Annotated in this window: 24 protein-coding genes; 10 read left to right on the forward strand and 14 right to left on the reverse strand. The window is 57.3% G+C overall.

The annotated features are described in order from the left end of the window. From ALO80_RS06255 to ALO80_RS06275, 5 genes are all read right to left on the reverse strand, one after another. The coding region (locus ALO80_RS06255) for a T6SS effector phospholipase Tle3 domain-containing protein (protein ID WP_235812450.1) at nucleotides 1-903 on the reverse strand (903 nt) is incomplete at its 3' end. Then, nucleotides 900-1085, reverse strand: a complete 186-nt coding sequence (locus tag ALO80_RS06260) for a hypothetical protein (RefSeq protein WP_055008325.1) — start codon at nucleotides 1083-1085, stop codon at nucleotides 900-902. The genes ALO80_RS06255 and ALO80_RS06260, both read right to left, overlap by 4 nt. Before the next feature lie 192 nt (nucleotides 1086-1277). Beyond that, nucleotides 1278-1607: a hypothetical protein gene (locus tag ALO80_RS06265; protein WP_054986217.1), complete on the reverse strand. Its 330-nt coding sequence runs from the start codon at nucleotides 1605-1607 to the stop codon at nucleotides 1278-1280. A 28-nt stretch (nucleotides 1608-1635) separates the two neighbouring features. Further along, complete coding sequence (locus ALO80_RS06270; protein ID WP_055008326.1) at nucleotides 1636-3186, reverse strand: AmpG family muropeptide MFS transporter; 1551 nt, start codon at nucleotides 3184-3186, stop codon at nucleotides 1636-1638. Nucleotides 3187-3240: 54 nt separating this feature from the next. Continuing rightward, on the reverse strand, nucleotides 3241-3597 hold the full coding sequence (locus ALO80_RS06275) for an MGMT family protein (protein WP_055008327.1): 357 nt from the start codon (nucleotides 3595-3597) through the stop codon (nucleotides 3241-3243). A gap of 172 nt (nucleotides 3598-3769) precedes the next feature. Here ALO80_RS06275 and ALO80_RS06280 point away from each other — a divergent pair, with 172 nt between their 5' ends. Then, the gene (locus ALO80_RS06280) at nucleotides 3770-4777 is read left to right on the forward strand and encodes a DUF481 domain-containing protein (protein ID WP_002555026.1); all 1008 of its coding nucleotides are present in this window, start codon (nucleotides 3770-3772) and stop codon (nucleotides 4775-4777) included. Between the two features lie 54 nt (nucleotides 4778-4831). Here ALO80_RS06280 and ALO80_RS06285 read toward each other — a convergent pair whose 3' ends face one another. Then, the gene (locus tag ALO80_RS06285; protein ID WP_055006914.1) at nucleotides 4832-5590 is read right to left on the reverse strand and encodes an SDR family oxidoreductase; all 759 of its coding nucleotides are present in this window, start codon (nucleotides 5588-5590) and stop codon (nucleotides 4832-4834) included. Nucleotides 5591-5921: 331 nt separating this feature from the next. Here ALO80_RS06285 and ALO80_RS06290 point away from each other — a divergent pair, with 331 nt between their 5' ends. The 3 genes from ALO80_RS06290 (at nucleotide 5922) to groL (ending at nucleotide 8657) form a co-directional block, all read left to right on the forward strand. Beyond that, the gene (locus tag ALO80_RS06290; protein WP_054986212.1) at nucleotides 5922-6416 is read left to right on the forward strand and encodes an FxsA family protein; all 495 of its coding nucleotides are present in this window, start codon (nucleotides 5922-5924) and stop codon (nucleotides 6414-6416) included. A 254-nt stretch (nucleotides 6417-6670) separates the two neighbouring features. Next, nucleotides 6671-6964 carry a co-chaperone GroES gene (locus ALO80_RS06295; protein WP_003304675.1) on the forward strand — a complete coding sequence of 98 codons (294 nt, stop codon included), beginning with the start codon at nucleotides 6671-6673 and terminating at the stop codon, nucleotides 6962-6964. 49 nt (nucleotides 6965-7013) lie between these two features. After that, nucleotides 7014-8657 carry a chaperonin GroEL gene (groL, locus tag ALO80_RS06300; RefSeq protein ID WP_054986211.1) on the forward strand — a complete coding sequence of 548 codons (1644 nt, stop codon included), beginning with the start codon at nucleotides 7014-7016 and terminating at the stop codon, nucleotides 8655-8657. Nucleotides 8658-8742: 85 nt separating this feature from the next. On the opposite strand, the gene ALO80_RS06305 is transcribed toward groL, so the two are convergent. Further along, nucleotides 8743-9483, reverse strand: a complete 741-nt coding sequence (locus ALO80_RS06305) for a phosphatase PAP2 family protein (protein WP_055008328.1) — start codon at nucleotides 9481-9483, stop codon at nucleotides 8743-8745. A gap of 177 nt (nucleotides 9484-9660) precedes the next feature. Between ALO80_RS06305 and colR the strand changes: the two genes are divergently transcribed. From colR to ALO80_RS06330, 5 genes are all read left to right on the forward strand, one after another. Then, nucleotides 9661-10344, forward strand: a complete 684-nt coding sequence (gene colR, locus ALO80_RS06310) for a two-component system response regulator ColR (RefSeq protein ID WP_002555020.1) — start codon at nucleotides 9661-9663, stop codon at nucleotides 10342-10344. Continuing rightward, entirely contained in the window at nucleotides 10334-11623 is a 1290-nt protein-coding gene (locus ALO80_RS06315; protein ID WP_054986209.1) for a sensor histidine kinase, read from the forward strand. The genes colR and ALO80_RS06315 overlap by 11 nt, the downstream gene beginning before the upstream one ends. A 200-nt stretch (nucleotides 11624-11823) precedes the next feature. Next, complete coding sequence (locus tag ALO80_RS06320; RefSeq protein WP_054986208.1) at nucleotides 11824-12504, forward strand: class I SAM-dependent methyltransferase; 681 nt, start codon at nucleotides 11824-11826, stop codon at nucleotides 12502-12504. Nucleotides 12505-12508: 4 nt separating this feature from the next. After that, nucleotides 12509-13231 (forward strand): lipopolysaccharide kinase InaA family protein, encoded by a 723-nt coding sequence (locus ALO80_RS06325; protein ID WP_055008329.1) that lies wholly within the window; start codon nucleotides 12509-12511, stop codon nucleotides 13229-13231. Beyond that, nucleotides 13228-13455: a hypothetical protein gene (locus tag ALO80_RS06330; protein ID WP_054986206.1), complete on the forward strand. Its 228-nt coding sequence runs from the start codon at nucleotides 13228-13230 to the stop codon at nucleotides 13453-13455. The genes ALO80_RS06325 and ALO80_RS06330 overlap by 4 nt, the downstream gene beginning before the upstream one ends. A 43-nt stretch (nucleotides 13456-13498) precedes the next feature. Here ALO80_RS06330 and ALO80_RS06335 read toward each other — a convergent pair whose 3' ends face one another. The 3 genes from ALO80_RS06335 to ALO80_RS06345 form a co-directional block, all read right to left on the reverse strand. Then, the gene (locus ALO80_RS06335; RefSeq protein ID WP_055008330.1) at nucleotides 13499-14605 is read right to left on the reverse strand and encodes a DUF1513 domain-containing protein; all 1107 of its coding nucleotides are present in this window, start codon (nucleotides 14603-14605) and stop codon (nucleotides 13499-13501) included. A 16-nt stretch (nucleotides 14606-14621) separates the two neighbouring features. Continuing rightward, on the reverse strand, nucleotides 14622-15686 hold the full coding sequence (locus tag ALO80_RS06340) for an imelysin family protein (RefSeq protein WP_055008331.1): 1065 nt from the start codon (nucleotides 15684-15686) through the stop codon (nucleotides 14622-14624). Nucleotides 15687-15749: 63 nt separating this feature from the next. Further along, a complete protein-coding gene (locus ALO80_RS06345) occupies nucleotides 15750-17177 on the reverse strand; it encodes a di-heme oxidoreductase family protein (RefSeq protein ID WP_055008332.1) in 1428 nt (475 codons plus the stop codon). 217 nt (nucleotides 17178-17394) lie between these two features. Between ALO80_RS06345 and ALO80_RS06350 the strand changes: the two genes are divergently transcribed. After that, the gene (locus ALO80_RS06350) at nucleotides 17395-18024 is read left to right on the forward strand and encodes a pyridoxamine 5'-phosphate oxidase family protein (protein ID WP_055008333.1); all 630 of its coding nucleotides are present in this window, start codon (nucleotides 17395-17397) and stop codon (nucleotides 18022-18024) included. Between the two features lie 24 nt (nucleotides 18025-18048). On the opposite strand, the gene ALO80_RS31920 is transcribed toward ALO80_RS06350, so the two are convergent. The 4 genes from ALO80_RS31920 to ALO80_RS06370 all read right to left on the reverse strand — a co-directional run. After that, nucleotides 18049-18741 carry a DUF6708 domain-containing protein gene (locus tag ALO80_RS31920; RefSeq protein ID WP_310886594.1) on the reverse strand — a complete coding sequence of 231 codons (693 nt, stop codon included), beginning with the start codon at nucleotides 18739-18741 and terminating at the stop codon, nucleotides 18049-18051. A gap of 352 nt (nucleotides 18742-19093) precedes the next feature. After that, entirely contained in the window at nucleotides 19094-22561 is a 3468-nt protein-coding gene (locus ALO80_RS06360) for a toxin VasX (RefSeq protein WP_055008334.1), read from the reverse strand. Next, nucleotides 22558-23445, reverse strand: a complete 888-nt coding sequence (locus ALO80_RS06365) for a DUF4123 domain-containing protein (RefSeq protein WP_055008335.1) — start codon at nucleotides 23443-23445, stop codon at nucleotides 22558-22560. The genes ALO80_RS06360 and ALO80_RS06365 overlap by 4 nt, the downstream gene beginning before the upstream one ends. Nucleotides 23446-23644: 199 nt before the next feature. Continuing rightward, nucleotides 23645-24889, reverse strand: a 1245-nt coding sequence (locus tag ALO80_RS06370) for an imelysin family protein (protein WP_055008336.1), incomplete at its 5' end; no start/stop codon positions are given.

The raw sequence follows: 24889 nt of genomic DNA on the forward strand, positions 1-24889 counted from the left end.
CGGCTGGGTGTGCGGTGCCTGAGTGACTTCAGTGACAATACGGGTCAGCGTTGAAAGAGTGTCGTGGCCTTTAGGCGTTACATTCGGGAACAGGCTGTAAGGCGAGTCCACCATGATCAGCGTATCCGCACATCGCTGCCCTTCATCTACCAGCAGTGCTTGCGCCAGTAATGTGATCAACGTGCCTTGACTGTGGCCCATGATGGTGATGGTTTCGTCCGGGGATACGCGGCGTATCTCGCGCACCAGCATGGCCAGCCGGGTAGCCGCCAGAACGAAATAACGACGATGCGGGCCTTCGCCCATGTAAAGCGTGTTGGGCAGTCTTGCCTGCACCGCCTTGTGAATCAGGTTTTTATCCAGACCCTCAGCGTACATCTGCAACAGGTTGTTGGTGGCGTTTGCAAAAAAACCGCCACCTTTGCCAAAGTGCCTGTCCAGACGGTTGCCGCGCACATCCTGATACTGGTCGCGTAGCCTGGTCGGGTCGTCGTTTTTATCCCGTTTCACCTCTCCAGGCTCGGCACGATAGCCCCAGTAGAAGGGAATCATCAGGCTACGAGTTTTCGGATCCCTGGTGTCACGCTGATAAAGATAGGTGTCAGGATCGTCCAGAATGTCCTTCTGATCGTCTTGCACATCTTCAACTGGAAGCTTCTTTACTTTTGCATACTCAGCCCCATACCGCCCCGCCAGCAGGTCCGGCCGATCCAGCCGCTCATTGCCCCCCTGACACAACCCCGTCTCCACCGACTCATAAGACGCCCCCGGATCATTCACGCCATGCAGAAAGATCACCACACCGGGCAAATCGGCGGGCACTTCCATTTTGCAGGTGGTGTTGAGGTTGGGGATCAGACGTGTGGTGCCTTGGGCAACGGTGTATTCATCGGCACCGTTCATTGCGCACCGCCTTTCGGTGTGCCGCTGCGCAGTACCGACACTTGTGCCTGATGCATCATTTCGCGTTCCACTCGCTCTGTCCGCCCGTCTGCGTTCGTCATTCCTTTCACCCGGCTGCCATCTTCCAGTTTGATTTCATAAGAATGGTCCGCCACTGCCGCGGGCCGGTCACCGAGCGACATTACTCCTGATGGCGCGGCAAAATAGTGAGTGATGGCTAACAACGACGTCGGCCATTTCATAAGAAGTTGTAGTGCGTTTCTTACGACGCAATGACAGACAACGTCAGGAGAAAAGACTGTAAGAGGAGGAGGGGCGTGCGATATGAAAAAAGCCCTGGCTGGTGAGAGTCAGGGCTTTTTAGTTGGCGATTACTACAGGCTTATATTGGCCAGCGTAACGATAATGCCAATGGCAGCGACGGCGGCGGCCACTGCGTTGATGGAGAACACCGTGCGTACTGTCGTGGACAGCCTCCACGGTTTTACGGCGAATGCATAAATCAGCAGAAAGATGATCGCGAAGATTTCTACCTGAGCGAGCAGTACCACGGCACCGCCAAAAGCCATCGGCCCGGACGGGGTGGCAGGATCCCGCGACAGGTAAGAGATCAGCAGGGTGCCGATGATCGGCAGCCAGATGCCCAGGCTGATAAGGATCAGCGGAACGGGGTTGAAAGCGCGTGTTTTGTTATCGGTGTCCAATGTTGTTCCTTGATGGGTTGGCCTGGGCTCAGGGCTTCTCGACAACGGAAGCCTCTTTCGGCTCCTCGGTCTTCGCCGTACGTATCTCTCGGTTCCATTGCAGGATGATCATCACCAGCGTCGGAATGCCCAGCAGGGCGGTGATCAGGAAGAAATTGTGGTAACCGAATTTTTCCACCACCACGCCTGAATATCCGCCTAACAGGCGTGGCAGCAACAGCATGATGGAACTGAGCAGGGCGTACTGGGTGGCAGAGAACTTCAGGTTGGTAAGGCTCGACAGGTAGGCGACAAATGCCGACGTCGCCAGCCCGGAACTGAGGTTGTCCAGTGAGATGGTCAGAATCAGCATCTTCACGTTGGGGCCCATGTCCGCCAGCAGCAGGAACAGAATATTGGTCGAGGCGGAGGTCAGACCGCCGATGAACAGGATCGGCATGATGCCAAAGCGCACGATCAACAGTCCGCCGATACCCGCACCCAGCAGGGTCATGATCAGGCCGAAGATCTTGCTGACGCTGGCGATCTGGTCCTTGGTAAAGCCCTGATCGATATAGAACACATTGGCCATGACGCCCATTACCGTGTCCGACATTCGATAGGTCGCGATCAGGCCCAGCAAGAGCAGCGCCTGCCAGCGGTAACGCATGATGAAATCGTTGATCGGTGTGAGCACCGGTGCCAGCCCGCGGCGACCCATCGACGACAGGCAGGCGATGGTCAGCAGCGTGTAGAGAATCGCCCGCAAAAACGCCCGGTCTTCGAGCAACAGATCCATCCAGCTCGTACCGTTGAACAGCACGCTGGCGAAGTCGGTATTGTAAAGCTGGGTAAACATTGCCGGCACCGATACCAGTAGCACAATCAGCACGAACACCGAGGCCAACTGGTGGGTAAAGCCATAGCGTGCTGCCGACAACTGGGTACGCAGCGGCACAGGCGGCTCGCGCATGATCAGCGTTGTGACCAGTGCGGGCAGCATCAGCAGGCCGAACAGTACATAGGTGCCGGTCCATGCCGAATGCTTGTAGGCAAAGCCTGTTGAGCCAAAACCCTCGGCGAAGTACAACGCGCCTGCTGTCGCCAGCAGCGCAGCGACCCGGTAGCCGGACATATAGCTGGCGGCCAGGGCAGCCTGTTGCGTGTCCTGGGCAATTTCCAGGCGATAGGCATCGATGGCGATATCTTGCGTGGCTGAAGAGAAGGCCACCACCACGGCAATAGCGATCAGCCACGACAGGTGCTTTTGCGGATCGCAGAAGCCCATGCCGATCAGACCGAGAATCACCAGACTCTGGGACAGCACCAGCCATGAACGACGACGCCCCAGCTTGCCGAGCAGAGGCAGGCGCCATTGGTCGAGCAATGGCGACCAGACCCATTTAAAGGCGTAGGCAAGGCCGATCAGGCTTGCATAACCAATGGTCTCGCGAGCGACACCGGCTTCACGCAACCACACGGATAAAGTCGAAAAGACCAGCATATAAGGCATGCCCGCAGCGAATCCGAGCAGCAGTAACACTAATGTCGACGGGCTGGCATATGCGGCGAGCGCGGCGCGCCAGGTTTTACGGGGCATGGGCTGGAATCTGCCTCAGGTTACGAAAACAAAGGGCGCACTCTAACCGCTGTGCTATAGCGGACGCCAGCCATGGCGCTGCATATCCACCCGATTATTCAGAATGGTAACGCCCTCGGCACGTAAACGCGCCCGCTGTTCGTCACCGGACACACTGCCAGCCGGCAGACTGAGCCGACCACCGGCCCCCAGTACCCGATGCCACGGCAGTGCAGAACCTTCTGGCAACTGGCTCAATGTGCGGCCTACCCAGCGCGCCGCTTTTCCCAGCCCTGCCAGTTGAGCGAGTTGCCCATAAGCGACCACCTTGCCTTCCGGGATTTGCGCCAGCGTCAGGTAGAGCGCGCCACGCTTTACCTCGGCAGGCGATTGCCCGTCCGGGTAAAGAAATGTCAAGTTCGGGTCGGTCACACACTTATCCTGTATAAAACGATATTGATTGTCGTTCTCTTGAACTTTGACTGAATTCCGCTGTCAGTGAAACCTGTGCATTGTGGTCCCCGGACTGCCTTGATATTGCCTCTTGACGTTGTCCCGCAGGATGATGCCCGACTTCCCGCCAAACAGAGCCTGATTACCGCTTATGTTGTCCAGAACCCTGCTGTGCCTCGCAATCACCACTGTTTCCACTCCATTGCTTGCCGACACCGTCTGGTTAAAGAACGGTGACCGGCTGACCGGCACGATCAAAGTGTTCGATGGCGGCAAGCTGCTGCTGCAGACTGAATACGGCGGCGCTATCCCTTTGGACTGGAAGCAGGTCAAGACGCTGCAAAGCGACCAGCCTCTGCTGGTCAAGCAGGATGAGCACACGGGGGAGGTCTCCAAGTCGTTGCAGGCTGCCGATGACGGCAAGGTCGTGCTGGCTAATGGCGATGCGCCCAAGACCGTTGAGCTGGCAAGCATTCATCAGATCATCAAGCCCAAGCCGGTTATCACTGATCTTGTCTGGAAAGGCAATATCGATGCCGCACTGGACTTCCAGCAGGCAGAAAACGACACCAATGACTACAACATCGCTTTCAAGACCTCGGCGCGTCACGGTCAATGGCGCCATAACGCCAAGGGCGATTACAACCGCGAGACGACCGACGATGTGGTCGGCACCGACAACTGGAGTGCCGAATACTCCCTGGACCGCTTCCTGACCGAGAAATTCTTCTGGGACGCCCGTGTGACCTACAAGCGTGACAAGATCGAAGACCTGTCTCGTCAGCGCGTCGTCGGTACTGGTCCTGGGTATCAGTTGTGGGATGACGAACTGGGTGCGTTCAAGGTTGGAGCACTGCTTAACCGTACCGACTTCGAGTTTTCCAACGGTCAGAAAGAAAACTTCTATTCCGTTGCAGGCACCTGGGATTACAACCGCTACCTGATCGGCAAGAAGTTCGAGTTCTTCAGCAACGGCGAACTGGGCAAGCCGTTGAGCGGCGTTGCCGATTACTCGATGGATGTCGAAGCCGGCCTGCGTTACAAAGTCACCGACTGGGCATCGCTTAACCTGAAGGCCGAGAAAAACATCATCAGTGGCTCGGACAACGGTGACGTGGACAAGACCCGTTATACCGCCGGCTTTGGCGTGAGCTGGTAAATGAGGGGAGAGCGATGCGCATCGTGCGCGTCGCTCGCTGCCTTGATCTGCTGGCTAGATTCTCATTGCCCCATCGAGCTCCAGAATACGCCCGCTGAAATAATCGTTTTCAAGAATATAAGCCACCGAGTGGGCGATTTCGTCCGGCTTGCCCATGCGTCTGAGCGGGATGGCCGACGTCATTTTCTCCAGTGCTTCGGGGCGCATGCTGCCAGTCATTTCGGTTTCAATGAATCCCGGCGCCACGCCCGCCACACGGATCCCGTAGCGTGCCAGTTCCCTTGCCCAGGTCACCGTAGCGGCAGCAACGCCGGCCTTGGCTGCCGAGTAGTTGGTTTGTCCGATATTGCCCGCCCGTGAAATCGACGAGATATTAATGATCGCGCCCTGACTTTTCTGCTCGATCATTTTTGCTGCCACTTCGCGCGTGCAGAGGAATACGCCGGTCAGGTTGACGTCAATCACCGCCTGCCATTGCGCCAGACTCAGTTTGGTCATCTCGCCATCCTTGACCTTGACCAGCAGGCCGTCGCGCAGAATACCGGCGTTGTTGACCAGGCCGTGAAGAGGGCCGAAATCCTCGGCGACCTTGCTGACTGTGTCGACAACCTGTTGTTCATTGGCGACATTGCACAGATAGGCGCGAGCCTTGACGCCCAGCGCCTCACAGGCTGCAACAGCCTGGTCGAGCTTCTCCTGATTCAGGTCCAGCAGCGCCAGGTTGGCACCCTTGCCGGCAAGGTATTCGGCCATGGCTCTGCCCAGCCCCTGGCCTCCACCGGTGATAACTATCAGCTTGTCTTTCAATTCCATGTGCGTGCCCAGTCACAGTTGATCGTTTCCATGGCGTCACTGGCTGAATGCGAGTGTTTAGCCATAGCCAGAGCACGTTATAGGCTGTTTTCGCGCATTCGTCTTGTGTTCGGAGTAGAGGTTTTTCAACCATTTCCTGCTGCCGACAGAGCCTTCATCAAGCCTGGAACCCAGCCTTGAAATACACCGATACACGTTCGTGAAGCCCTGGTTCAGCTGACTTATGCGCATAATTGAGCGGTAACCCAGGCGCAGGGAGCTTGAATTAACGACCTTCTGACATCACATACGGTCTACTCGGAAGGCATTCTTCCCTTGAGGAACTCATTTGATGCGTGTTTTTTTACTGCTGTTTCTATTGTTCCCGGTACTTGAGCTGTTTCTGCTGGTTCGTGTCGGGATGTCCATCGGCTTTCTCTGGACCTTCCTGCTGGTCGTCGCGACGTCGATGCTGGGCTTGTTCGTGATGCGTGTGGCCGGGTTTGCAACGGCGCTGCGGGCACGCGAAAGCCTGGCGCGTGGCGAATTGCCTGCCCAGGAAATGCTCGAAGGCCTGATGGTTGCTGTGGGCGGTGGTCTTTTGCTGCTGCCCGGTTTCATCAGCGACATTCTGGGTGTGATCTGCCTGTTGCCGATTACCCGTCGTCTGCTGATCAACAAGGTTCGTCAACGCGCCGAAGATCAGGCCATGCGTCAACGCGCCTTCGCCGATGACCTGCAGACACCGGCCAACCAGGGTACGTCCAGTCATCGCCCGAACGCTATTCACCAGCCGACTCGCGAGCCTGATGTCATCGAAGGCGAGTTCGAACATCGCGACAAGTAGCCTTTAACCCCCCGGCAGCGCGGCACCTTCGGGTGCCGCGCTGGTTTTTGCGCGTCGAATCTGGTGTAAAAAATTTTTGCCCAAGACTTGTAATCACTTTGCTCGCCCTTATGTATGGGTCACCGCAAGGTTTCTGGCATGAAGGCCAGACCGTATTCTGCGGTTCGCGCGTCGAACCGTAACCGGCAAGTCCGGATTTAAACCGGCCGGTGCAGTCACCGGACGATCAGACAAACATAATCAGGAGATCGACAATGAAGCTTCGTCCTCTGCATGACCGCGTCGTCATCCGTCGCAGTGAAGAAGAAACGAAAACTGCCGGCGGTATCGTTCTGCCAGGTTCGGCTGCTGAAAAGCCTAACCGTGGCGAGATCGTTGCTGTGGGTACCGGCCGCGTGCTGGACAACGGCGAAGTGCGTGCGCTGGCTGTGAAAGTGGGTGACAAGGTTGTGTTCGGCCCTTATTCCGGCAGCAACACAGTGAAAGTAGACGGCGAAGACCTGCTGGTGATGAGCGAGAACGAGATTCTTGCTGTTGTCGAAGGCTGAGTGCTCCCGCTGATTTCCGTTACTACAAAGTATTCAAGGAATAATGATCATGGCTGCTAAAGAAGTTAAATTCGGCGATTCTGGCCGCAAGAAAATGCTCGCCGGTGTAAACGTCCTGGCTGACGCAGTTAAAGCGACCCTGGGTCCTAAAGGCCGCAACGTTATCATCGAGAAAAGCTTTGGCGCTCCGCTGATCACCAAAGACGGTGTATCGGTTGCCAAGGAAATCGAGCTGAAAGACCGTTTCGAAAACATGGGCGCGCAGCTGGTCAAAGACGTTGCCTCCCGTGCCAACGATGATGCCGGTGACGGTACTACCACGGCGACCGTTCTGGCTCAGGCAATCGTCAACGAAGGCCTGAAGGCTGTCGCTGCCGGCATGAACCCGATGGACCTCAAGCGCGGCATCGACAAGGCGACCATCGCCATCGTCAAAGAGCTGCAGGCCATGTCCAAGCCTTGCACCGACACCCGGGCGATTGCCCAGGTCGGTACCATCTCGGCCAACTCTGACCATTCCATCGGCGACATTATTGCCGAAGCCATGGAAAAAGTGACCAAAGACGGCGTCATCACCGTTGAAGAAGGTTCGGGTCTGGAAAACGAGCTGTCTGTTGTAGAAGGCATGCAGTTCGACCGCGGTTACCTGTCTCCGTACTTCATCAACAAGCCGGACACCATGGTTGCCGAACTCGACAGCCCGCTGCTGTTGCTGGTTGACAAGAAGATTTCCAACATTCGCGAAATGCTGCCGGTTCTGGAAGCAGTCGCCAAGGCTGGTCGTCCTCTGTTGATCGTTGCCGAAGACGTTGAAGGCGAAGCGCTGGCCACTCTGGTGGTCAACAACATGCGCGGTATCGTGAAAGTTGCAGCCGTCAAGGCTCCAGGCTTCGGCGACCGTCGCAAGGCCATGCTGCAGGACATCGCTGTTCTGACTGGCGGTACCGTTATCTCCGAAGAGATCGGCCTGAGCCTGGAAACCACTACCCTGGAACACCTGGGTAATGCCAAGCGCGTCATTCTGAACAAAGAAAACACCACCATCATCGATGGTGCTGGCGTCAAAACCGATATCGACTCGCGCATCTCCCAGATTCGTCAGCAAATCGGCGACACCAGCTCGGACTACGACAAGGAAAAACTGCAAGAGCGTCTGGCCAAGCTGTCGGGCGGCGTTGCAGTGATCAAGGTCGGTGCAGGTTCCGAAGTTGAAATGAAAGAGAAGAAAGCCCGCGTTGAAGACGCCCTGCACGCCACCCGTGCAGCCGTTGAAGAAGGCGTGGTACCTGGCGGTGGCGTGGCACTGGTTCGTGCTCTGCTGGCCATTTCCGACCTGGAAGGCGATAACAGCGACCAGAACGTCGGTATCGCTCTGCTGCGTCGTGCTGTAGAAGCGCCTCTGCGTCAGATCGTAGCCAACTCCGGTGGCGAGCCAAGCGTCGTAGTCGACAAGGTCAAGCAAGGCCGTGGCAACTATGGTTACAACGCTGCTTCCGGCGAATATGGCGACATGATCGAAATGGGTATCCTGGACCCGGCCAAGGTGACTCGCTCTGCTCTGCAGGCGGCGTCCTCCATCGCCAGCTTGATGATCACCACCGAAGCGATGATCGCTGACGTGCCTGAAGACAAGCCAGCAGGCGGCGGCATGCCGGACATGGGCGGCATGGGTGGTATGGGCGGTATGATGTAATCCGGCCTTACCCCGCAGAGCTGCACCCATAAAAAACCCCGCCTTGTGCGGGGTTTTTTTATGACCTTTTTTTGTTCGGGACCAATCAGCGTGTCGCCTGAGTCGTCGCGTCCGCGAGGCGTTTCGGTTCAGGCTTATAGAGAATGAAGTAATAAACCCCCAGACAGATCAGCCAGCAGAACACTGCAGTCCAGATGTTATGTGAAAAGAAGTGCGCACCTTGCAGCATCCTGCCGATGGAGAACACTGTTCCCAGGCCAAAGGCCAGGGCCAGTCCCATTTTCGCCATGCGTGGGCGGCGGTCGCGCAGTGCAAAGAACAGGGCAAACAGGGTGAACCCGGTAGCAGCATGGCCACCCGGCCAGCAGCGTCCTGGTTTATCGGTGGCGGGGCGCGGGCTCAACAGTTCACTGTAGGTTTCCTGTCCTCCGAATTCGGTCAGGCTCCAGGGGCATTGCACCGAGGTCACTACTTTTACCGGCGTCACGAAGGCGGTTGAAAGAGCCATGGACAGCACCAGGCAACCCAGCTCTCTACGCCACCGGATCAGACGCTCTACCTTGAAGGAGGCGGCAAAGCCGATCATGGCCAGCACGCCGAAAATCATGACCAGTTGCTTGGCGCGATCATGAAGGACGTCTTCGAGAAAATAGCTGTGCCTGCCGATGAATTGCCCACTGACAGGGTCGAAAGCCAGCTTGGCGATGTCCATGTCCAGCGAGGTCAGCTCAAGGAGTACAAGGGCCAACGCGACGACGGCGGGTACACCCAGATAAATCCACGGGTTGATAGGGCGAGAGTAGGGTGGGGCGACGGTTTTCGACATATCGAATCCAGATCGGTGAAAGGCATGCCGCGATCATTATGTGCGACGGTTTGTCTCAAAGTGTGTCATGAGCGTTGTAAATCATAGGTGAAAAAAACGTCATGGCATTTCGGCGCTGGCCCTTACGCCCACTTCGTCTTAAGCTGCGCCAGCCCAAACTGCATATGAGAGTGCTTTATGCGAATTCTTCTGGTTGAAGACAACCGCGACATCCTGGCGAACATGGCCGATTACCTGGGCATGAAAGGCTATACCGTCGACTGCGCCCAGGATGGCCTCTCAGGACTGCATCTGGCGGCCACCGAGCATTACGACCTGATCGTCCTCGACATCATGCTGCCGGGCATCGATGGCTACACGTTGTGCAAGCGTCTGCGTGAAGATGCGCGTCGCGATACGCCGGTCATCATGCTGACCGCACGCGATCAACTGGATGACCGCCTGCAGGGCTTCCGCTCCGGCGCTGATGACTACCTGCTAAAACCGTTTGCCCTGTCGGAACTGGCCGCGCGGATCGAAGCGGTTTTGCGCCGTGCCCAGGGCGGCGGACGTCGCACCTTGCAGGTTGCCGATCTGGTGTATGACCTCGATACACTTGAGGTGACGCGCGAAGGCCGGATGCTCAAGCTCAACCCGGTCGGGCTCAAACTGCTCGCCGTCCTGATGCAGAAAAGCCCGCATGTACTGCGTCGCGAGATTCTGGAAGAAGCGTTATGGGGCGACGATTGTCCGGACAGCGACAGCCTGCGCAGCCATGTGCACCAGTTGCGTCAGGTCATCGACAAACCGTTCGGCAAACCGCTGTTGCAGACCGTGCACGGTGTGGGCTATCGCTTGGCCGAGGGCCGGGATGGAGTTTAAACAGAGTCTTGCCCAACGGATCATCATTGCCTTTGCGTTGATGAGTGCACTGGTCGCCGGATCTTTCGCCATCGGAATCATCTCTACTGTTCACCTGGTTGAAGAAAAACTGATTTCTGCAGGCCTCGGCGGTGATCTCAATCGTCTGATGCTGATGGACAGTGTCAGCGACTGGAGCCATCGGCCCAAGCCCGACCAGTTGTTCTACTTCAGCAACGGTCCGGGCGACTTTGATCTGCCCAAGGACCTTCGGCACCTTGAGCCTGGTTTTCATGAGGTCTTTCGTGGCCCGCTGTCGTATCACGCCATGATCGAGGTGGTGGATGGTCGGCATTACGCCCTGCTTCAGGATCAAAGCGATTTTGAAGAGCGTGAGCGGGTGCTGTTCGCTGTCGTGCTGGTCGGTTTCGTGCTGGCGCTGGCGCTGGCAGTCTTTCTGGGCTGGGTACTGGCCCGTCGGGTGATGGCACCGGTCGTGCGTCTGGCCCGGCAGGTTCGTCACCGTGACCAGTTGCTGGGGCTGGCACCGCCACTGGCACCTGACTATGCCGCCGACGAAGTCGGCGAGCTGGCAGTGGCGTTCGACGCAACATTGGGGCGTCTGAGGCAGGCATTGATTCGTGAGCGTATGTTCACCAGCGATGTGAGCCATGAGCTGCGTACCCCTTTGATGGTGCTGGCCAGTTCCTGCGAGTTGCTGCTGGAAAATCCTGCGCTCGATCTACGCGGGCGTCGTCAGGTAGAGCGTATCGGTCGCGCCTGCGAAGAGATGCGCGATCTGGTGCAGACCTTCCTCATGCTCGCGCGCACCCAGCGTGAAGATCCGGCCATGACGCCCAAGGCCACTCTGGTCGGCGTGGCTGAGCAGTTGATCTCTCAGTGGCGTGATCCAATAGAAGGCAAAGGGCTTCAACTGATCTATACCCCGCCAACGGATGACCAGTTGTCTGAAATTCGCTACAACGCAACGTTCCTGCATGCTGTCATGGGCAACTTGCTGCGCAATGCCCTGCACTATACGGATCACGGTTTCATTGCGCTGACGCTCCACGCAGAGAGCTTCACCGTGGAGGACAGTGGTGTGGGCATTCCCGAGGAAAAACGCGAGGCCATGTTCGAGCCATTTGTACGCGGCAATGAGCAGCGCGGCGAAGGCCTGGGCCTTGGCTTGTCACTGGTACAGCGCATTTGCACCAACCAGGGCTGGAGTGTCGATCTCACGCCTATGGAACCGCATGGTTGTCGCTTCAAAGTGACGCTGAATGTGGTCAAGACCTGACCCTCACTTCCAGTAGACCCGCTTCAGTGTGTGACGATAAATCGACTGCACTTCGTCGATTGGTCACACACGGTGTCTAACTCTCTGTAAAATCTCGAAACATCTGACGTGTAAAGGTGACATTTTTTTCACATTCAGATGACCTGACAGTGACAGCGGTGCCTTTAGTTTGGCCCGCATCAACGTCAGGAGCTGCTCCCATGAGCGACCGCATAGAACTCGAGTTTTCCCGTAAGTACGACAAGTCACATGCTCGCCAGTACCTTGAGAAGCATCAGGACGGTATCTGGCGCAAGCTGTCGCACCATCGTGATGAACAACTGGCAAGAAAAGCCCTGCACCTGGCCGGGGATCCGGGACTGGTGCTGGATCTGCCCTGTGGTGCAGGACGCTTCTGGCCACTGTTGGCGGAGAAACCCAACCGCTCGATCATTGGTGCGGACAACTCTGCGGACATGCTCAGTACCGCCTGTGCATCGCAGCCTGCAGAAGTGGTGAAAAGGGTACAACCTTTGCAGACATCTGCTTTTGCCATCGACTTGCCCGATAACGCGGTAGACAGCATCTTCTGCATGCGCTTGCTGCACCATGTTGGCCAGTCGAGTGACCGGATGGCTCTGTTACGTGAGTTTCAGCGCGTTACCCGAGACAGTGTCATTGTTTCGCTGTGGGTTGATGGCAATTTCAAGGCATGGAAGCGCGCGCGTCTGGAGAAACAGCGCCAGCAGAAAAATGGGCAGGAAAGTTACCAGAATCGTTTTGTGTTACCGGCTGCTACCGCAGAGTCCGAATTTGAACAGGCAGGATTTCGTATCCAGAACCGAATGGACTTTCTGCCGATGTACGCCATGTGGCGAGTCTATGTCTTACGTAAAAGGTAAACAGATGGGTTTGCAGTCCTTGAAAGAGCCAGTTGTGAACTCCGTGCAGGATGAGTTCAACCATTTCTGGAGTCAGCACGGCGAGTGGGTTGAAGAACCCAACGCACGTCGAGGTGGAGAAAGTGGTGTACAACGGCTCGACATGGGCAACGGGCAGACTCTTTATGCCAAGCGCCAGACAGGTCATATCTATCGCAGTCTGCTGCACCCGCTCGGTCGCCCTACCGTATTGCGCGAGCGCGAGGCGTTAGAAGGGCTGCGAAAGCTTGGCGTCGTCGTACCTGAGGTGGTGTTTTGCGGTGCCGAACGTGGCGAAGACAATGCATGGCGTGCATTGCTGGTTACGGTCGCACTGGAAGGTTTCGAAGAGATAGAAAAGTGGCAGGCTGCCGGGGGGCGCGAGCGGCATGGCGAGCTGTTTTATGAGCGCATGCTCAAGGAAGTAGCGACCACCCTGGCGCGCATGCACCTGGGCCGTTGGCAGCACAGCTGCCTGTATATCAAGCATATTTTTGTACGTGTAACGGGTGAGGGGCCGGATGCCAAGGTAGAGGTCGCCTTGCTGGACCTTGAAAAAGGCCGTCGCCGCCTGACCGCTCATGGCGCAGCCCAGCATGATATGAAACAGCTACGACGCCATTCGTCATTCAGCGCTGCAGACTGGCAAAAGTTGATCTACTTTTATCAGGCAGCGTTTGGCAGCTCTATCAAAGGTTTAGAGTCATGAAGCTAGAAATGGCAAGAGGTTTGTTTATCTTCGGTGCACTGGCAGTAGCGACCGTCGCCGTGGCAGCGCTTGAGCAACCGTCTACCCGAATACTCACGGCACAACATGGCGAGGGATACTGCCCCCTGCCGCGTGTGGCGAAGAGTCTGGTAAACGTGCAGCCGGACCATGACCTTTTGCTGTTCATGTACAGCCTGGCGCAAGGGGCGGGAGCTCGTAACTAAGGCCCCGCAACCAAGGCCGGCTGTTCCCGGACGGAACCTCTGGCTACCCCACCCGAGCCAGATGAAGATGGTTGTCCCACAGCCCTGCGGGCAGGTCCAGCGGCCTGGCAAGCAGTTCCTGCTTGCGGCAATCGTAGAAGCGGCAACGTCCCTGGCCCGAGGTAACGACAAAACCGTCGGCCACAGCGCCCACGCCCGCGCAGTCAGGTAACGGCGCGTCCAGTTTCAATGCGCCGCTGTCCAGATCCCAGATGAAGAACCGGTTACCGCGTGGTGCCGTCAGGGCTACCAGCCGTAGCTCACTGTGCACTGCGACGCTGGCCGTATAGTGAGCCATTGCCCGCAATTGCTCTTCGGCCACCGCAAACGCCTGGAATGGCTGGCCGGGCCGCTTGATCGCCAGCAACTCGGCCAGTTCGTGGCTGTCCCCCATGAACTGCTGACCCGCCACGATAGTGCCGTCACTGGCGATGCCCAGATGACGTACGCTGTTCATCTGCTGGGAGAGCGTTTCCTTGCTCAGCAGCGTACCGTCACGCTGCATGATGACCAGGCTGGGTTGCATGGCATTCAGATTCATCTCTACCCGGCTTTCCGCTTCGGTGCGAATGCCGCCGTTCGCGACCACCAGCGTTTCGCCATCCGGCATCCATGAGACTTGATGCGGACCAATGCCGTGGGTGGGGATTTCAGCCGAGTGCACCAGCCGCTCGTCGACAAATCGGTAGACGCCCAGTAATCCGCGGCCTGGGTCGCGCGTGTCGTTCTCCGTCGCATACAGCCATTCGCCGTCGCGATGAATCACCGCATGGCCATAGAAGTGCCGGTTCGTCTGCGAGACGATGGTTTGCAGCAAGCGGCCATCACGCAGATCGATGAGATAGCTTTCAGTGCCTGGACGACGTGCGATGAACACCGCAAGTGGCAGGCTGGGATGATTGATGATGTCATGGCAGCGCTGGCCCACTCGGGTAGCAAAGACTTGTGTCCCGTCGAGCCGGAAACCCACCGCATAGTGTTTGCCGTCGCCATCGTCGCGAGCGGAAAGCAGCAGGGGGCGTGCGCCTTTTTGCTTGAACAGCTTCCAGCCGCCCAGCGTGCAAGCGTTGAGCAAGAGGCTGCCGAATGCCTTGGCCTGACGTCGCAACATCACATGTACCTCTTGATCAATCGCCGTCGTTGGCGTTGAAGCCCAACTGAATGCCCAGCGCCTTGGCCAGCTCGCCTTCATGCAGACGATGCACCGCATTGAGGCTGTCGTAGAACGCATTGAGTTGCTGGCGTCCTGCATCGGTGGCCAGCAGGTCGGCCAGCGGCGGCTTGAGTTCCGAGAGCAATTTGCGGCTGGTAGCGTAGGCCGCATCGATTTTGTCGGCCAGCGGTTTCTGCTCGGCGGGCAGCAGGCTGCGCAGGCCCTTGTTGTCGACACCGGTCCAGACCGTTTCAGCACTGATCAAGCTGGCTTCCAGGCTGCTGAGAGAAGATTTGCTGCGCCAGGCGTCGGCCTGGAAGGGTTGCGGCTGGCCTTTGCTCTGGCGACCCAAGGGCGTGCCCAGCTTCTTTTTCAGGCTGTCGAGGGCGGTGACCTGCACCCGTAGCAGTTCGGCAATGGCCTCGTGAGAGTCGGCATAGCGTTGGTTGGGGAACTTGCTCAACTGCGCGAGCATGCCGTCCGTGCTTTTCCAGCTGTTGAGGATTTCTTCGGCCAGCAGCTTTTGACGCTCGCCGATCGCCATCAACAGCGGACAATAGCGCGCTTTCTGTTCGGCATTGGCCATGTCGATTTCAGCGTCGAACAGAATGTATTCGTAAGCGGACAGGCCTTGAACCACTACGCTGGCCTTGGACAGCTCCTGGGCGTTGATCTGCGGCTGTGCGCTCACCAGTTGCTCGACCTGACGACCGACCAGGTTCTTCTTGTCTGGCCAGAACTGTATTTGCCAGGCGCGATTGCCCTCGGCCAGAGGGCCTATCAACAGCGGCTGCAGTTCGGCCCAGGTCTTCTGCGCTTTCAGGAAGTCGGCACGCGCCGTGGCCAGGTCGGTGTTGCCCTGACAGAACGCCAGCGCACTGCTTGCCAACTGACGATCAGCATCGACCCAGCGGCTGTAGGTCGGCAGGATCACCTGTTTGGCAATGGCTGCGGACGTGACTGCCTGCGGGTCGGATGGCGAGCAGGCACCCAAGGCAAGCGCCGCAAGGCTGGTCAGCAACAACTTGGGTCGGAACATGTCCGGCTCCTTATTTTCGAAAAGAAGATTTTTTGAAACGAGACGATTCCGGGTTGGGCGCAATCATAACGAATTCAGGAACGCCAACAGTGCTTCACGCTGCTGTGCATCGAATGCCAGCACCTGCCGCTGTGCGGCCTGGGCTTCTCCGCCGTGCCACAGTATCGCCTCAAGCACATTGCGGGCGCGACCATCGTGCAACAGCTGGGTGTGTCCACTGACAGTGCCGGTCAGGCCCAGCCCCCACAATGGCGGTGTACGCCACTCGCGGCCAGAGGCTTGAAACTCGGTACGGTTATCGGCCAGTCCTTCGCCCATGTCGTGCAGCAGCAAGTCGCTGTAAGGGCGAATCTCCTGATTGGCCAGCTCAGGCTCGGCGGCGTCGCCACGGGTCTTGAAAGCGGGTGTATGGCATTGCTGGCATCCCGCCTGAAAAAACAGATTCTTGCCCGCCAGCACCTGAGGGTCATCCACCCTGCGGCGTGCTGGAACCCCCAGATTTCGTGTGTAGAACTCCACCAGGCGCAGGATGTTGTCACTGACCTCCGGCTCGCCATTCGGGCCATTGCCATTGGGCGCGGCCAGACAATCGGTCTGGGCTGGCGTGCAGTCATCGAAACGACGCAGGCTGGTGGTCAGCCCCATGTCACCGGAAAAGGCGTGCACGTTCTGCTGGTTAAGGTTGGGTTGTCCGGCTTTCCAGCCGAATCTGCCCATGACGATTTTTTGCTGCGCGTCGTCCCACACCCAGTTGGCTCGTCCCGAGATGCCATCGGCGTTTTTGTCGTCGGGATCGGCGTTGGCCAGGATTGCGTCGTCGGCAATGGCCTCGAGCAAGCCCAGGCCGATCATTGGCGGGGCTATGCGCGCCGAGATGTGCGTATCGGGGTGCATGGGGCCGTAACCCAGCTGGGTGATTCTGAGGGTTGGCTGGCGCAGCTCGACTGACGTGCCATCGCGAAACTCGACTGTCAGCGCATCGTACTCGACCCGTACCTTGCCCTCGGGCGCTACGCCGGGGTTCGACATGTCCTGCAATTGCCCGCCGTAAACCGGTTCGGGCAGTACACCGTTGCGCTTTATAAGGTCGGCATAGGCCGGGTCATCGGGAATCGACAGCCTGACCAGCATCGATACCGCATTGCTGTCGTCAGCCTCCGGCGGATGACCGCGCCCGTCCTTGATGTGGCAGTTCTGACAGGCATTGGTGTTGAACAGCGGCCCCAGTCCGTCGCGAGCCGTGGTGGTCGACGGCGCAATTACCCACGGGCTGCGGAAAAAGCTGTTGCCGACGCTGAAGTCCAGCCTCCGCACGGGGGCCAGATTGGCCGAGGGCATGGAGAACGCGTTCTGGTCGCTCTTCCTGACGGTAGCGCTGCCACCGGACAAGGCTTCTCCCGGCTCGGCATGTGTGAAACGCGGGGCGTCATCGCATGCGCTCAGGACCAGAGTCGTGAGCAAGGCAAGGGATAGACGGAGCCGCGTACTCATACACATCCTGCAACGAGGCGAAAATCGGGGCGTGCAAGCTTATCAGCCTCGAGCGGTTTGAATAAGAGGGATTATCGTTTGCGGCGTCTGATGCAATGTGTTGTTACGAATCTTCAAGCTGGCCGAGCCCCTGCATTTTTGCCTATGCTGCAAAGGCTGTCGCGTTTGTCGACGTTGACAGTATCCGCAGATAAAACACCAGGTTGAGATCACATCAATGGATACCCCGGACAACAGCGCGTTCGTGACCACCATCCAGGCACTGGAAGCGATCTATGGTCCGATCGCACCTCCTTCGCTCATCAAGGAAGTTGACCACATTCATGAGGTCTACCGGCCTTTCATCGAGCAGGCACCTTTTGCCGTGCTGGCCTCTGCCGGGCCTGACGGGCTCGATGCTTCTCCGCGCGGAGATCAGGCGGGGCTGGTGCATATCGAAGACAGCAAGACGCTTTATCTGCCTGACCGACGTGGCAACAACCGCATCGATACGCTGCGCAATATCGTCAACGACCCACGTGTCGCGCTCCTGTTTCTCATACCCGGCGTGGGGGAAACCCTGCGCGTCAACGGAACCGCTCAGATATCGGTTCAGCCCGAGTTGCTGTCGCGTTTTGCGGTGAAGGGGCAGTTGCCCAGGTCAGTGCTGCGCATTTCAGTGACCAGCGTCTATTTCCAGTGCAGCAGGGCGACCATCAGGTCCGGTTTGTGGGACACGACGCAGCACATCGAGCGCAGTGCATTACCCACTGCGGGGCAGATACTCAAAGCGGTCTCGGCTGAGCAGATCGACGGTGAAGCCTATGACAAGGCTTTGCCGGGCCGCATTGCGGATACGCTGTATTGATCACGGCGGGTGGCCCCGACTCGATCAGACACCGGCTTTGTTCTGGTTTTTTTCCTTCTCAAGAAAGTGGTCGAAGATACTCATGCCTTTACGGAGGCTTTTGCGCACTTCTTCACTTTGCGCGATCAGTTCGGCGCTGGGGGCTTGCCATTGTTCGCGGGGTAGGGGGGCGGACCAGTCTTGTACTGCTTTTGGAAATGCCGTTTTCGGCAGTCGCTTGACCCAACTGGCGACGTGGCAGGGCAAAGTCCAGCCGCTGAAAAACTGGATCAGCAGAAAGCCGAACAGGTAGCGCAAGCAGCCGTGGTCAAGCAGGTAGTCACGGCGACACATGTGGAAAAACTCCACAGTGCCTTCCTCCAGGTCAGTGCCCATCATGGGCTTTCGCAGGGCGCTCGGGCCTTCTTCCATGTAGGCGCGGATCGCTTCCCACTCGCTGACTGCCATACCAAGCGTGGAAGTAGGCAACGTGAGCCACATCACCTGGCCGTCCGAGGCGTCTATGAAGCCGATCATCAGAGCGAATTTCTGCTGAGTGCCGTATTGCGTTGCAACTGTGCTGCTGCTGACGCAGGCAATTATTTCTTCCCAAGGGATAAACCGGGGCGGTTGGCCACGCTTGGCGACATAGGCCACCTCGCGGCGCTGACGGTTGAAGCGGATGGGGGGCGTGCTGGTGAGTTGGTACACTGCCTGGAAGAAAAAGTAGCCATACATTGATGCCAGAAGGAATACAAATAGCCACAGAGCCCAATTGGGAAAAATGAAAGGTATTGCTGTTTCAAGAATGGGGGTGTTGGAAATAAAGTATTCGGCAATGCCTGTACCAATGCCGGTCAAAAGGAACATCATTATAATGCTTGCTACTGAAGCCGTGTAGCAACGCACTGCGAACTCCAGTGATGCAGAGGTCAAATGGAAGTCTAGATAAGTGTCAGCAGCCATTCTGTCGATGTTCTGTAAGCTTGACGCCGATACACCGGTAGGCAAGGGGCGTGGTGCAAGATAGAAGACTTCTGTGCCGGCCTCCTGCTCTGTATCGCCTGCACGTGGCGATTGCTCGTATTTGCTAGAATTCAAAAAGATGGTCTCTCTCGATAGGTAAAACAGGTAATGTCATACCCTCGTCGGTAACGCTTGACGATGCATGGATGGGTTTGCTTAGTGAGCCCATGCTCAGTGGAATGCGGTAATTCAGGTATCCCTGATCCGCTTTCAGGTAAGTGTTGGCTAATGCCGGTTTGACTGCGAGCCGCAATAACAGCAGTACGTTATGTCCCTGCCAGTCCTCGGGGATCTCCAGCGCCAGTGTCAAAGGTGATGCAGAGGCAACGGACAGTCCTTGCCGAAGTCCTTTGCTGACATCCTGCCTATGGGGGGCTTCTATTAACTCGGCCAACCAGCGCAAGGAAGTGTCGTCAAAGCTGGACTCGGTAAGTCCCGGTAATATCAGATGCAGGCTGCGTATAGCCTGTCCATCCAGCTGGCGCCTGCTAATGCCTTGATCGAGAACCGTGGGCAGCAGAGTAGTCTCGGCAAGTTTTTGTGAGTGCGTGCTCCAGTCCCAACCCTGGGGCTCGTTACCCCATAGACAATGGAGTAGCCATCGCTGCTCTTCGTCCAGGTTCGAGTAGTTGTAAAGTGCTTCACCGCCAAGTTGCAGGGCCGTGAAAATAAGTCCCCATGGAGTGAGTCGCATCGAAAGCTGCAGAAAGCGTGCTCCACGGGTTGCCCAAGCAATGCTTGCGGCCTTTTTCCTGGCATCTCCGGTTTCAGGATATATGTCTTTTAAAAAGCCTATCAGCTCTTTACCTGCATGCCCTGTCAATACAGCACTAATTCCGGTTCCTCCAATATCGCCGCTCATTGCGGTGAAAGCACCTGACTTTTCTCCAGAGTTGCCGCTTATCAAACCGCTCCTCCACTTTTCAAAGTTATTCCAAGTTGTTCCTGCGGCACCTACGAGGCTTAAGGGGGCAATGATAGCTCCTAACCCCAGGCCCCACTGTCCCATACGAACTCCGAACAGCATGCCTCTTGTTTCGGAACTGTTTTCGGTTATTGCCTTAAAAGCTTCGCTGGTCATCGCTAGATATACAGCTTGGAATACTGAAATAGATGCTGAGGCAACTGAAGATAGTGTGCTTGCCCATATAAAGTTTTCTTTTACAGATCTATTTCCCTTTGATTCTTTCCAAACAGCCCACGCCTCCCCCAGATTCCCGACCTGCAAACACACCGCCAGTAACGGAAAGAAACTGCCCTTCAGCGCCGCCGCAGCCGCCCCCTGAGTTGCATACCCTCCAACCGCCCCCGCCCGCAGCGTGTCAATTTCGTCATTGAGCGCTTGCAGTTGTGGATCAGTGATATCCAGTCGAACGCCAATCGCACCATTGCGCGGAGTGCCGGTCGGGGTAATGGCTTTTTCCAGTTCCCGGCGCAGCGCGTCGCGTGTGTTGCGGGTCTGCAGCAGCCGTTGGTGGTTGTATTGCCTTTCGTGAAGCAGATCTCGATGTTGATCCGCTGTCAGTGTGCGGCGGTTAATAAGTTTGGTGAGGCGGTTGCGCTCTCTGATGAGGTCGTCTTCGGTAGCAAGCAGCTGATTCAAGCGCACGAAGTTGTCGCGAAATTTTGTCACGTCGGCTTCGTTTGCAACGCTCAGCGTGACGGCTTCCTGTTGCAGCGCCACCAGCATGCCCAGTCGCTGTGCTCGATTGCTTGCCCTGCTGAAGTTATCCAGATGTTGGCGTAGCTGTGGGCTGTTCAACCGCTTTTGCATTTCAATCAGCCAGCGCTCCAGGTTCAGGGCGACGGCCGGGATATAACTGGCATTGACGGCTTGGTGCAGCGGCAGGGCAGCGGGGTCCAGATTCAGACTGTTGGTCCAGTGATTGCCCATGATGTGGCTGATATCAGCGATGCGCCTATGGGCATCGGCCAGTCCGTCGCTGAAGTTATGAATATCATCCAGCCACTTGAGCAGGTTGCCTGATTTGGCGCGCAGAAAGTCCATGTCCAGACGCCCATAGAACACCGGCAGAATGTAGTGGGGGTTGTCGTGAAAGTAGTCGCTGACCTTCCGCAGGCTTTCGTCGGTGCGGCACAGGTCGCGGGTGCAGTTGAGCTCCATCGCCAAGGCGCTTTTCAACTGGTCGGGATGGTCTGGGTCGAAGTACCAGGCACTTCGAAAGAGCTCACCTTGAGTGAACAGGCTCACGCGATCATGGGTGATATCGTCCAGGCGCTGCGTCCAGCGTTGGAGATGCGAGCGCTCCTGGGCCAGATAAGCTTGCATCTCCTGGTGACGAACAAGATCGTAAAGACCTCGCGAGCCAAGTCCGACGCCGTTGAGCATGCCTTGGCTGTTATCTTCCAGCGCGTCAATATCGTCTTTCAGTTCTTCATGGAGAGGTTTACCGAGCGCGAGCACCATCTGTGAGTGCTTGCTTTCCATGTTCAGTCTGGCAAATCCGGTTTGCGGCCGTTCGGTATACGCGACCCCGCGCATGGCGGAATACTGCCCTGCTGATGTAGTCGCTGGCACAGGTCCCTTGGAGTGTTCCCGGTGCCAGTCATTGCGCGCATTGAGGTAGTCGTAAATACGGCTGCGTTGTTCGGGCGTAGCAGTGTTCATTAGTTTGGAGTCAGGATTTGTCTGCCGGGCAGTGTTGTCGTCAACGCTCATCAGTGTGTCGATGTAGCTGGCGGTGATGTAACGCATTTCATTGTCGTTGCGCTCACGCCAATGGTTTAGCCAGCCCACCACCTCGTCCTGCTCCTGCGCAAGGTCACGCAGAATGCCAATGCTGTCGTCCAGCACCAGATACAGGTGATTCAATTCGTAGTACGGGTTGAGTGTATTTTTCAATTCGCCGATGTGCGCCTCGCGAAACAGCGGCAGATGCTCCCAGACATAGTCCTGACGTTCGCCTTCGGGCATATCGGGCGCCGTGCATTGTTGTGCCGGCAATTCGGCGAGTTCGGCAAGCTGCTCTCTGACTTGCTGCTCGACGCGAAGGTGAGCGCCGCCGCGCTGGCAATCGGCGTCAGCCAGATTCACTTTCTGCATGAAATAGAAACGGTCTGCAGCGCTGCTCAGCACACGGTTGCATTTGGCGGCGGTCCATTGCAGTTCGGCATAGGCAATATGCAACGTTGTATCACGGGCAAAGATCAGGGTGTGCTCGCCAATCGTGGTCGGCCTGACATCCTGAGTGACTTCCCGGTCCTGCCAGAGCAGTTTGGTCGGTACGCCGCTGTCGAGGCGATATTCATGCAGGTAGCCAGTGCTTTCATCGATCACATACAAATAGCCATCACGCACCAGACGCAAGCCGAGCGGTCGTTTCAAGTCTCTGTAGCCCGAAGTCTCCGACGGGTAGTGAAGCCGTTCCACGCGGCCATAACGCAGTGGCAGCAGTTGCACTTTGATGCCCATTAGCGGGCAGTTGCTCGTACTGTTGCGGGCGTCAATATGGCTTTTTGCTCTGGACTCCCAATAGGCTTTGTCCACAGGTGAAAGCGTTTTGCGAGTCATGGCCGGGTCGCTTCGTGCTGTTCGCGACTGCGTTTCACTGCCAGCCAGTTGGCCTGTTGAATACGCCGGGATGGCGTCAGTGAGGACTTTTCATTCATAAGCATCCTGATATCAAGCTGCGACTCGGCTGGCTGGGTAGCCAGAAAGCAGGTGACGTTGGCGTAATGGAAAATATCCGCTTCGCTGTTGAAGCCCGCTTCATAGGCTGTGACGGCCAGTGCATAGACATGGCCGTATCGCGACTTCAAACCCGTGGAGGTGAGGTAGTCCGGGAAAAATGTGCGCAAGTGCTGGTCAAGACTGATCACGATCAGGCGGAACGCGACGTCATTCATGGCCTCCATCTGCCGTTCGCTCATCCGATAAAGCGTCGTGTTTTCATGAATGGCTGGCTCACCCCGGCGCTCGTGCCGGACCCAGTGTTCAGTAATGACATCTGCTGCATAAACACTGTCGATAGGGCCAAACAGCCGATTGTCGATGTGCGCCGGATGAAGCCCGAACAGCGCGTTGGCGACCGGCGGGTCCGAGAGGTTCAAGTGACAGGCCTTGCCTGTTGGCTTATCAACGAAAACCAGCCAGCGCAGGTGATCGGCCACTGTCTTGTGGTCGGCATCACTGAACAGGAGCAGGCCCCATTCCTCGCACGCATTGGTCAAAAAATCTGAAAACGTCGGATCGCACGGGCCATCGATCTGAACCAGTGCCGGCGAGTGGTCGAGTAATTCACTGAAGCGGGTTTGCAGAAACAGCAGTGTGCAGATCGGTGCTGGGTTCCACTCGAAAAGCTTTCTTCTCAGCTGTGGGAGATTGATGGCGTTGAGCAGCAGGTAAGCGTTTTTCGACCATGGCAGACCACCGGGGCCGGATTCAAATTCAAACATGAGCGCGCTTTGGAAGGGCAGGAGCGCGGATACTCGGTGGTATGGAGAGCGTGTTCAATATACGGAAATGACTTTGGGAAATACCCTACAAAGATCGCTGAAATATCGCTGGCCAGATCTGAAGCACATATCGAGCAGCATAAAAAATGCCGGTCAGCGAACTGACCGGCACTGGTGACTAACGCAGGAGCGACGGCTGTCAGAACTCGTGATCAGCGTTGTCCGGGTTCAGGTCGGTGATGCCAAGCTTGCCAGCTGCCTGCTCGATAGCGCCTGTCTGTTTGACCAGCGCAGCAATGGCGTCACGTACCACTTGATTGCCTGCCGTGTTGCCTGCGGCAATCAACTGGTCGAAGTGCTCACCCTTGTTGGCGTGATCAACGATAGCCTGCAATTTTGCCTGGGTGTCGTCCAGGTCGGCGCGCAAGGTGGCGTCGGTGGCCGGGTCGACCTTGGCGACCAGCGATGACAGGCTCGGACCACTGACCTTGCTGCCGTCCGTGCGGGTGTATTCGCCCAGGTAAACGTTGCGAATGCCTTTGCCGTTGTAGAAGTGCGAGTTATGCGTGTTGTCACTGAAGCAGTCATGTTCGTCTTCGCTGGAGTTGGCTTCCAGCGCGACTTTCATGCGCTCGCCCGCCAGTTCACCCAGTGACAGGCTGCCCATGCCGAAGAGCATTTTACGCAGACCGCTTTCGCCGGATTCTGCTTCCAGCGTGGCACGGTAGTTATCGGGAACCCCTGCCTTCCAGTTGCCGGACATTTCTTCCAGGTCGCTGACCAGCAGATCGGTAACTGCCTTGAGGTAAGCGCGGCGGCGATCGTTATGGCCGCCGGTCGCGCCAGTGCCTTCAAGGTAGTCACTGGCCGGACGAGCGCCGGCACCAGGGCCGGTGCCGTTCAGGTCCTGGCCCCACAGCAGGAATTCGATGGCGTGGTAGCCGGTAGCAACGTTGGCTTCAGAACCGCCCAGCTCGTTCAGGCTGGCGAGTTTTTCGGAGGTGATTTCCTTCACGTCGACCTTGTCTTCACCCACCTGAATCTCGGTATTGGCGATGATATTGGCAGTGGCTCCGGGGTTGCCGAGCGCGTGCTGGTAATCCTTGGCGACATAATCGATCAGGCCTTCGTCCAGGGGCCAGGCGTTCACCTGTCCTTCCCAGTCATCGATGATGGTGTTGCCAAAGCGGAAGACTTCGCTCTGCATGTAAGGCACGCGCGCAGCCACCCACGCATCCCGGGCAGCTTTCAGGGTTTCATCGTTGGGTTTGGCCAGGAATGCGTCGACGGCGGTGCTCAGTTTTTTAGCACCGGCCTGGGCATCGTCGAATACCGCAGACACCATGTTGGCGTAATTCGCGACCACAGCCTTGGCCGCCGCGTCGTCAATTTGCGCCGCTGTGGCCGGAGCAGACGCTGCGGGGGCAGCGGGGGCAGCGGGGGC

Source organism: Pseudomonas caricapapayae (assembly GCF_001400735.1).
Taxonomy (GTDB): domain Bacteria; phylum Pseudomonadota; class Gammaproteobacteria; order Pseudomonadales; family Pseudomonadaceae; genus Aquipseudomonas; species Aquipseudomonas caricapapayae.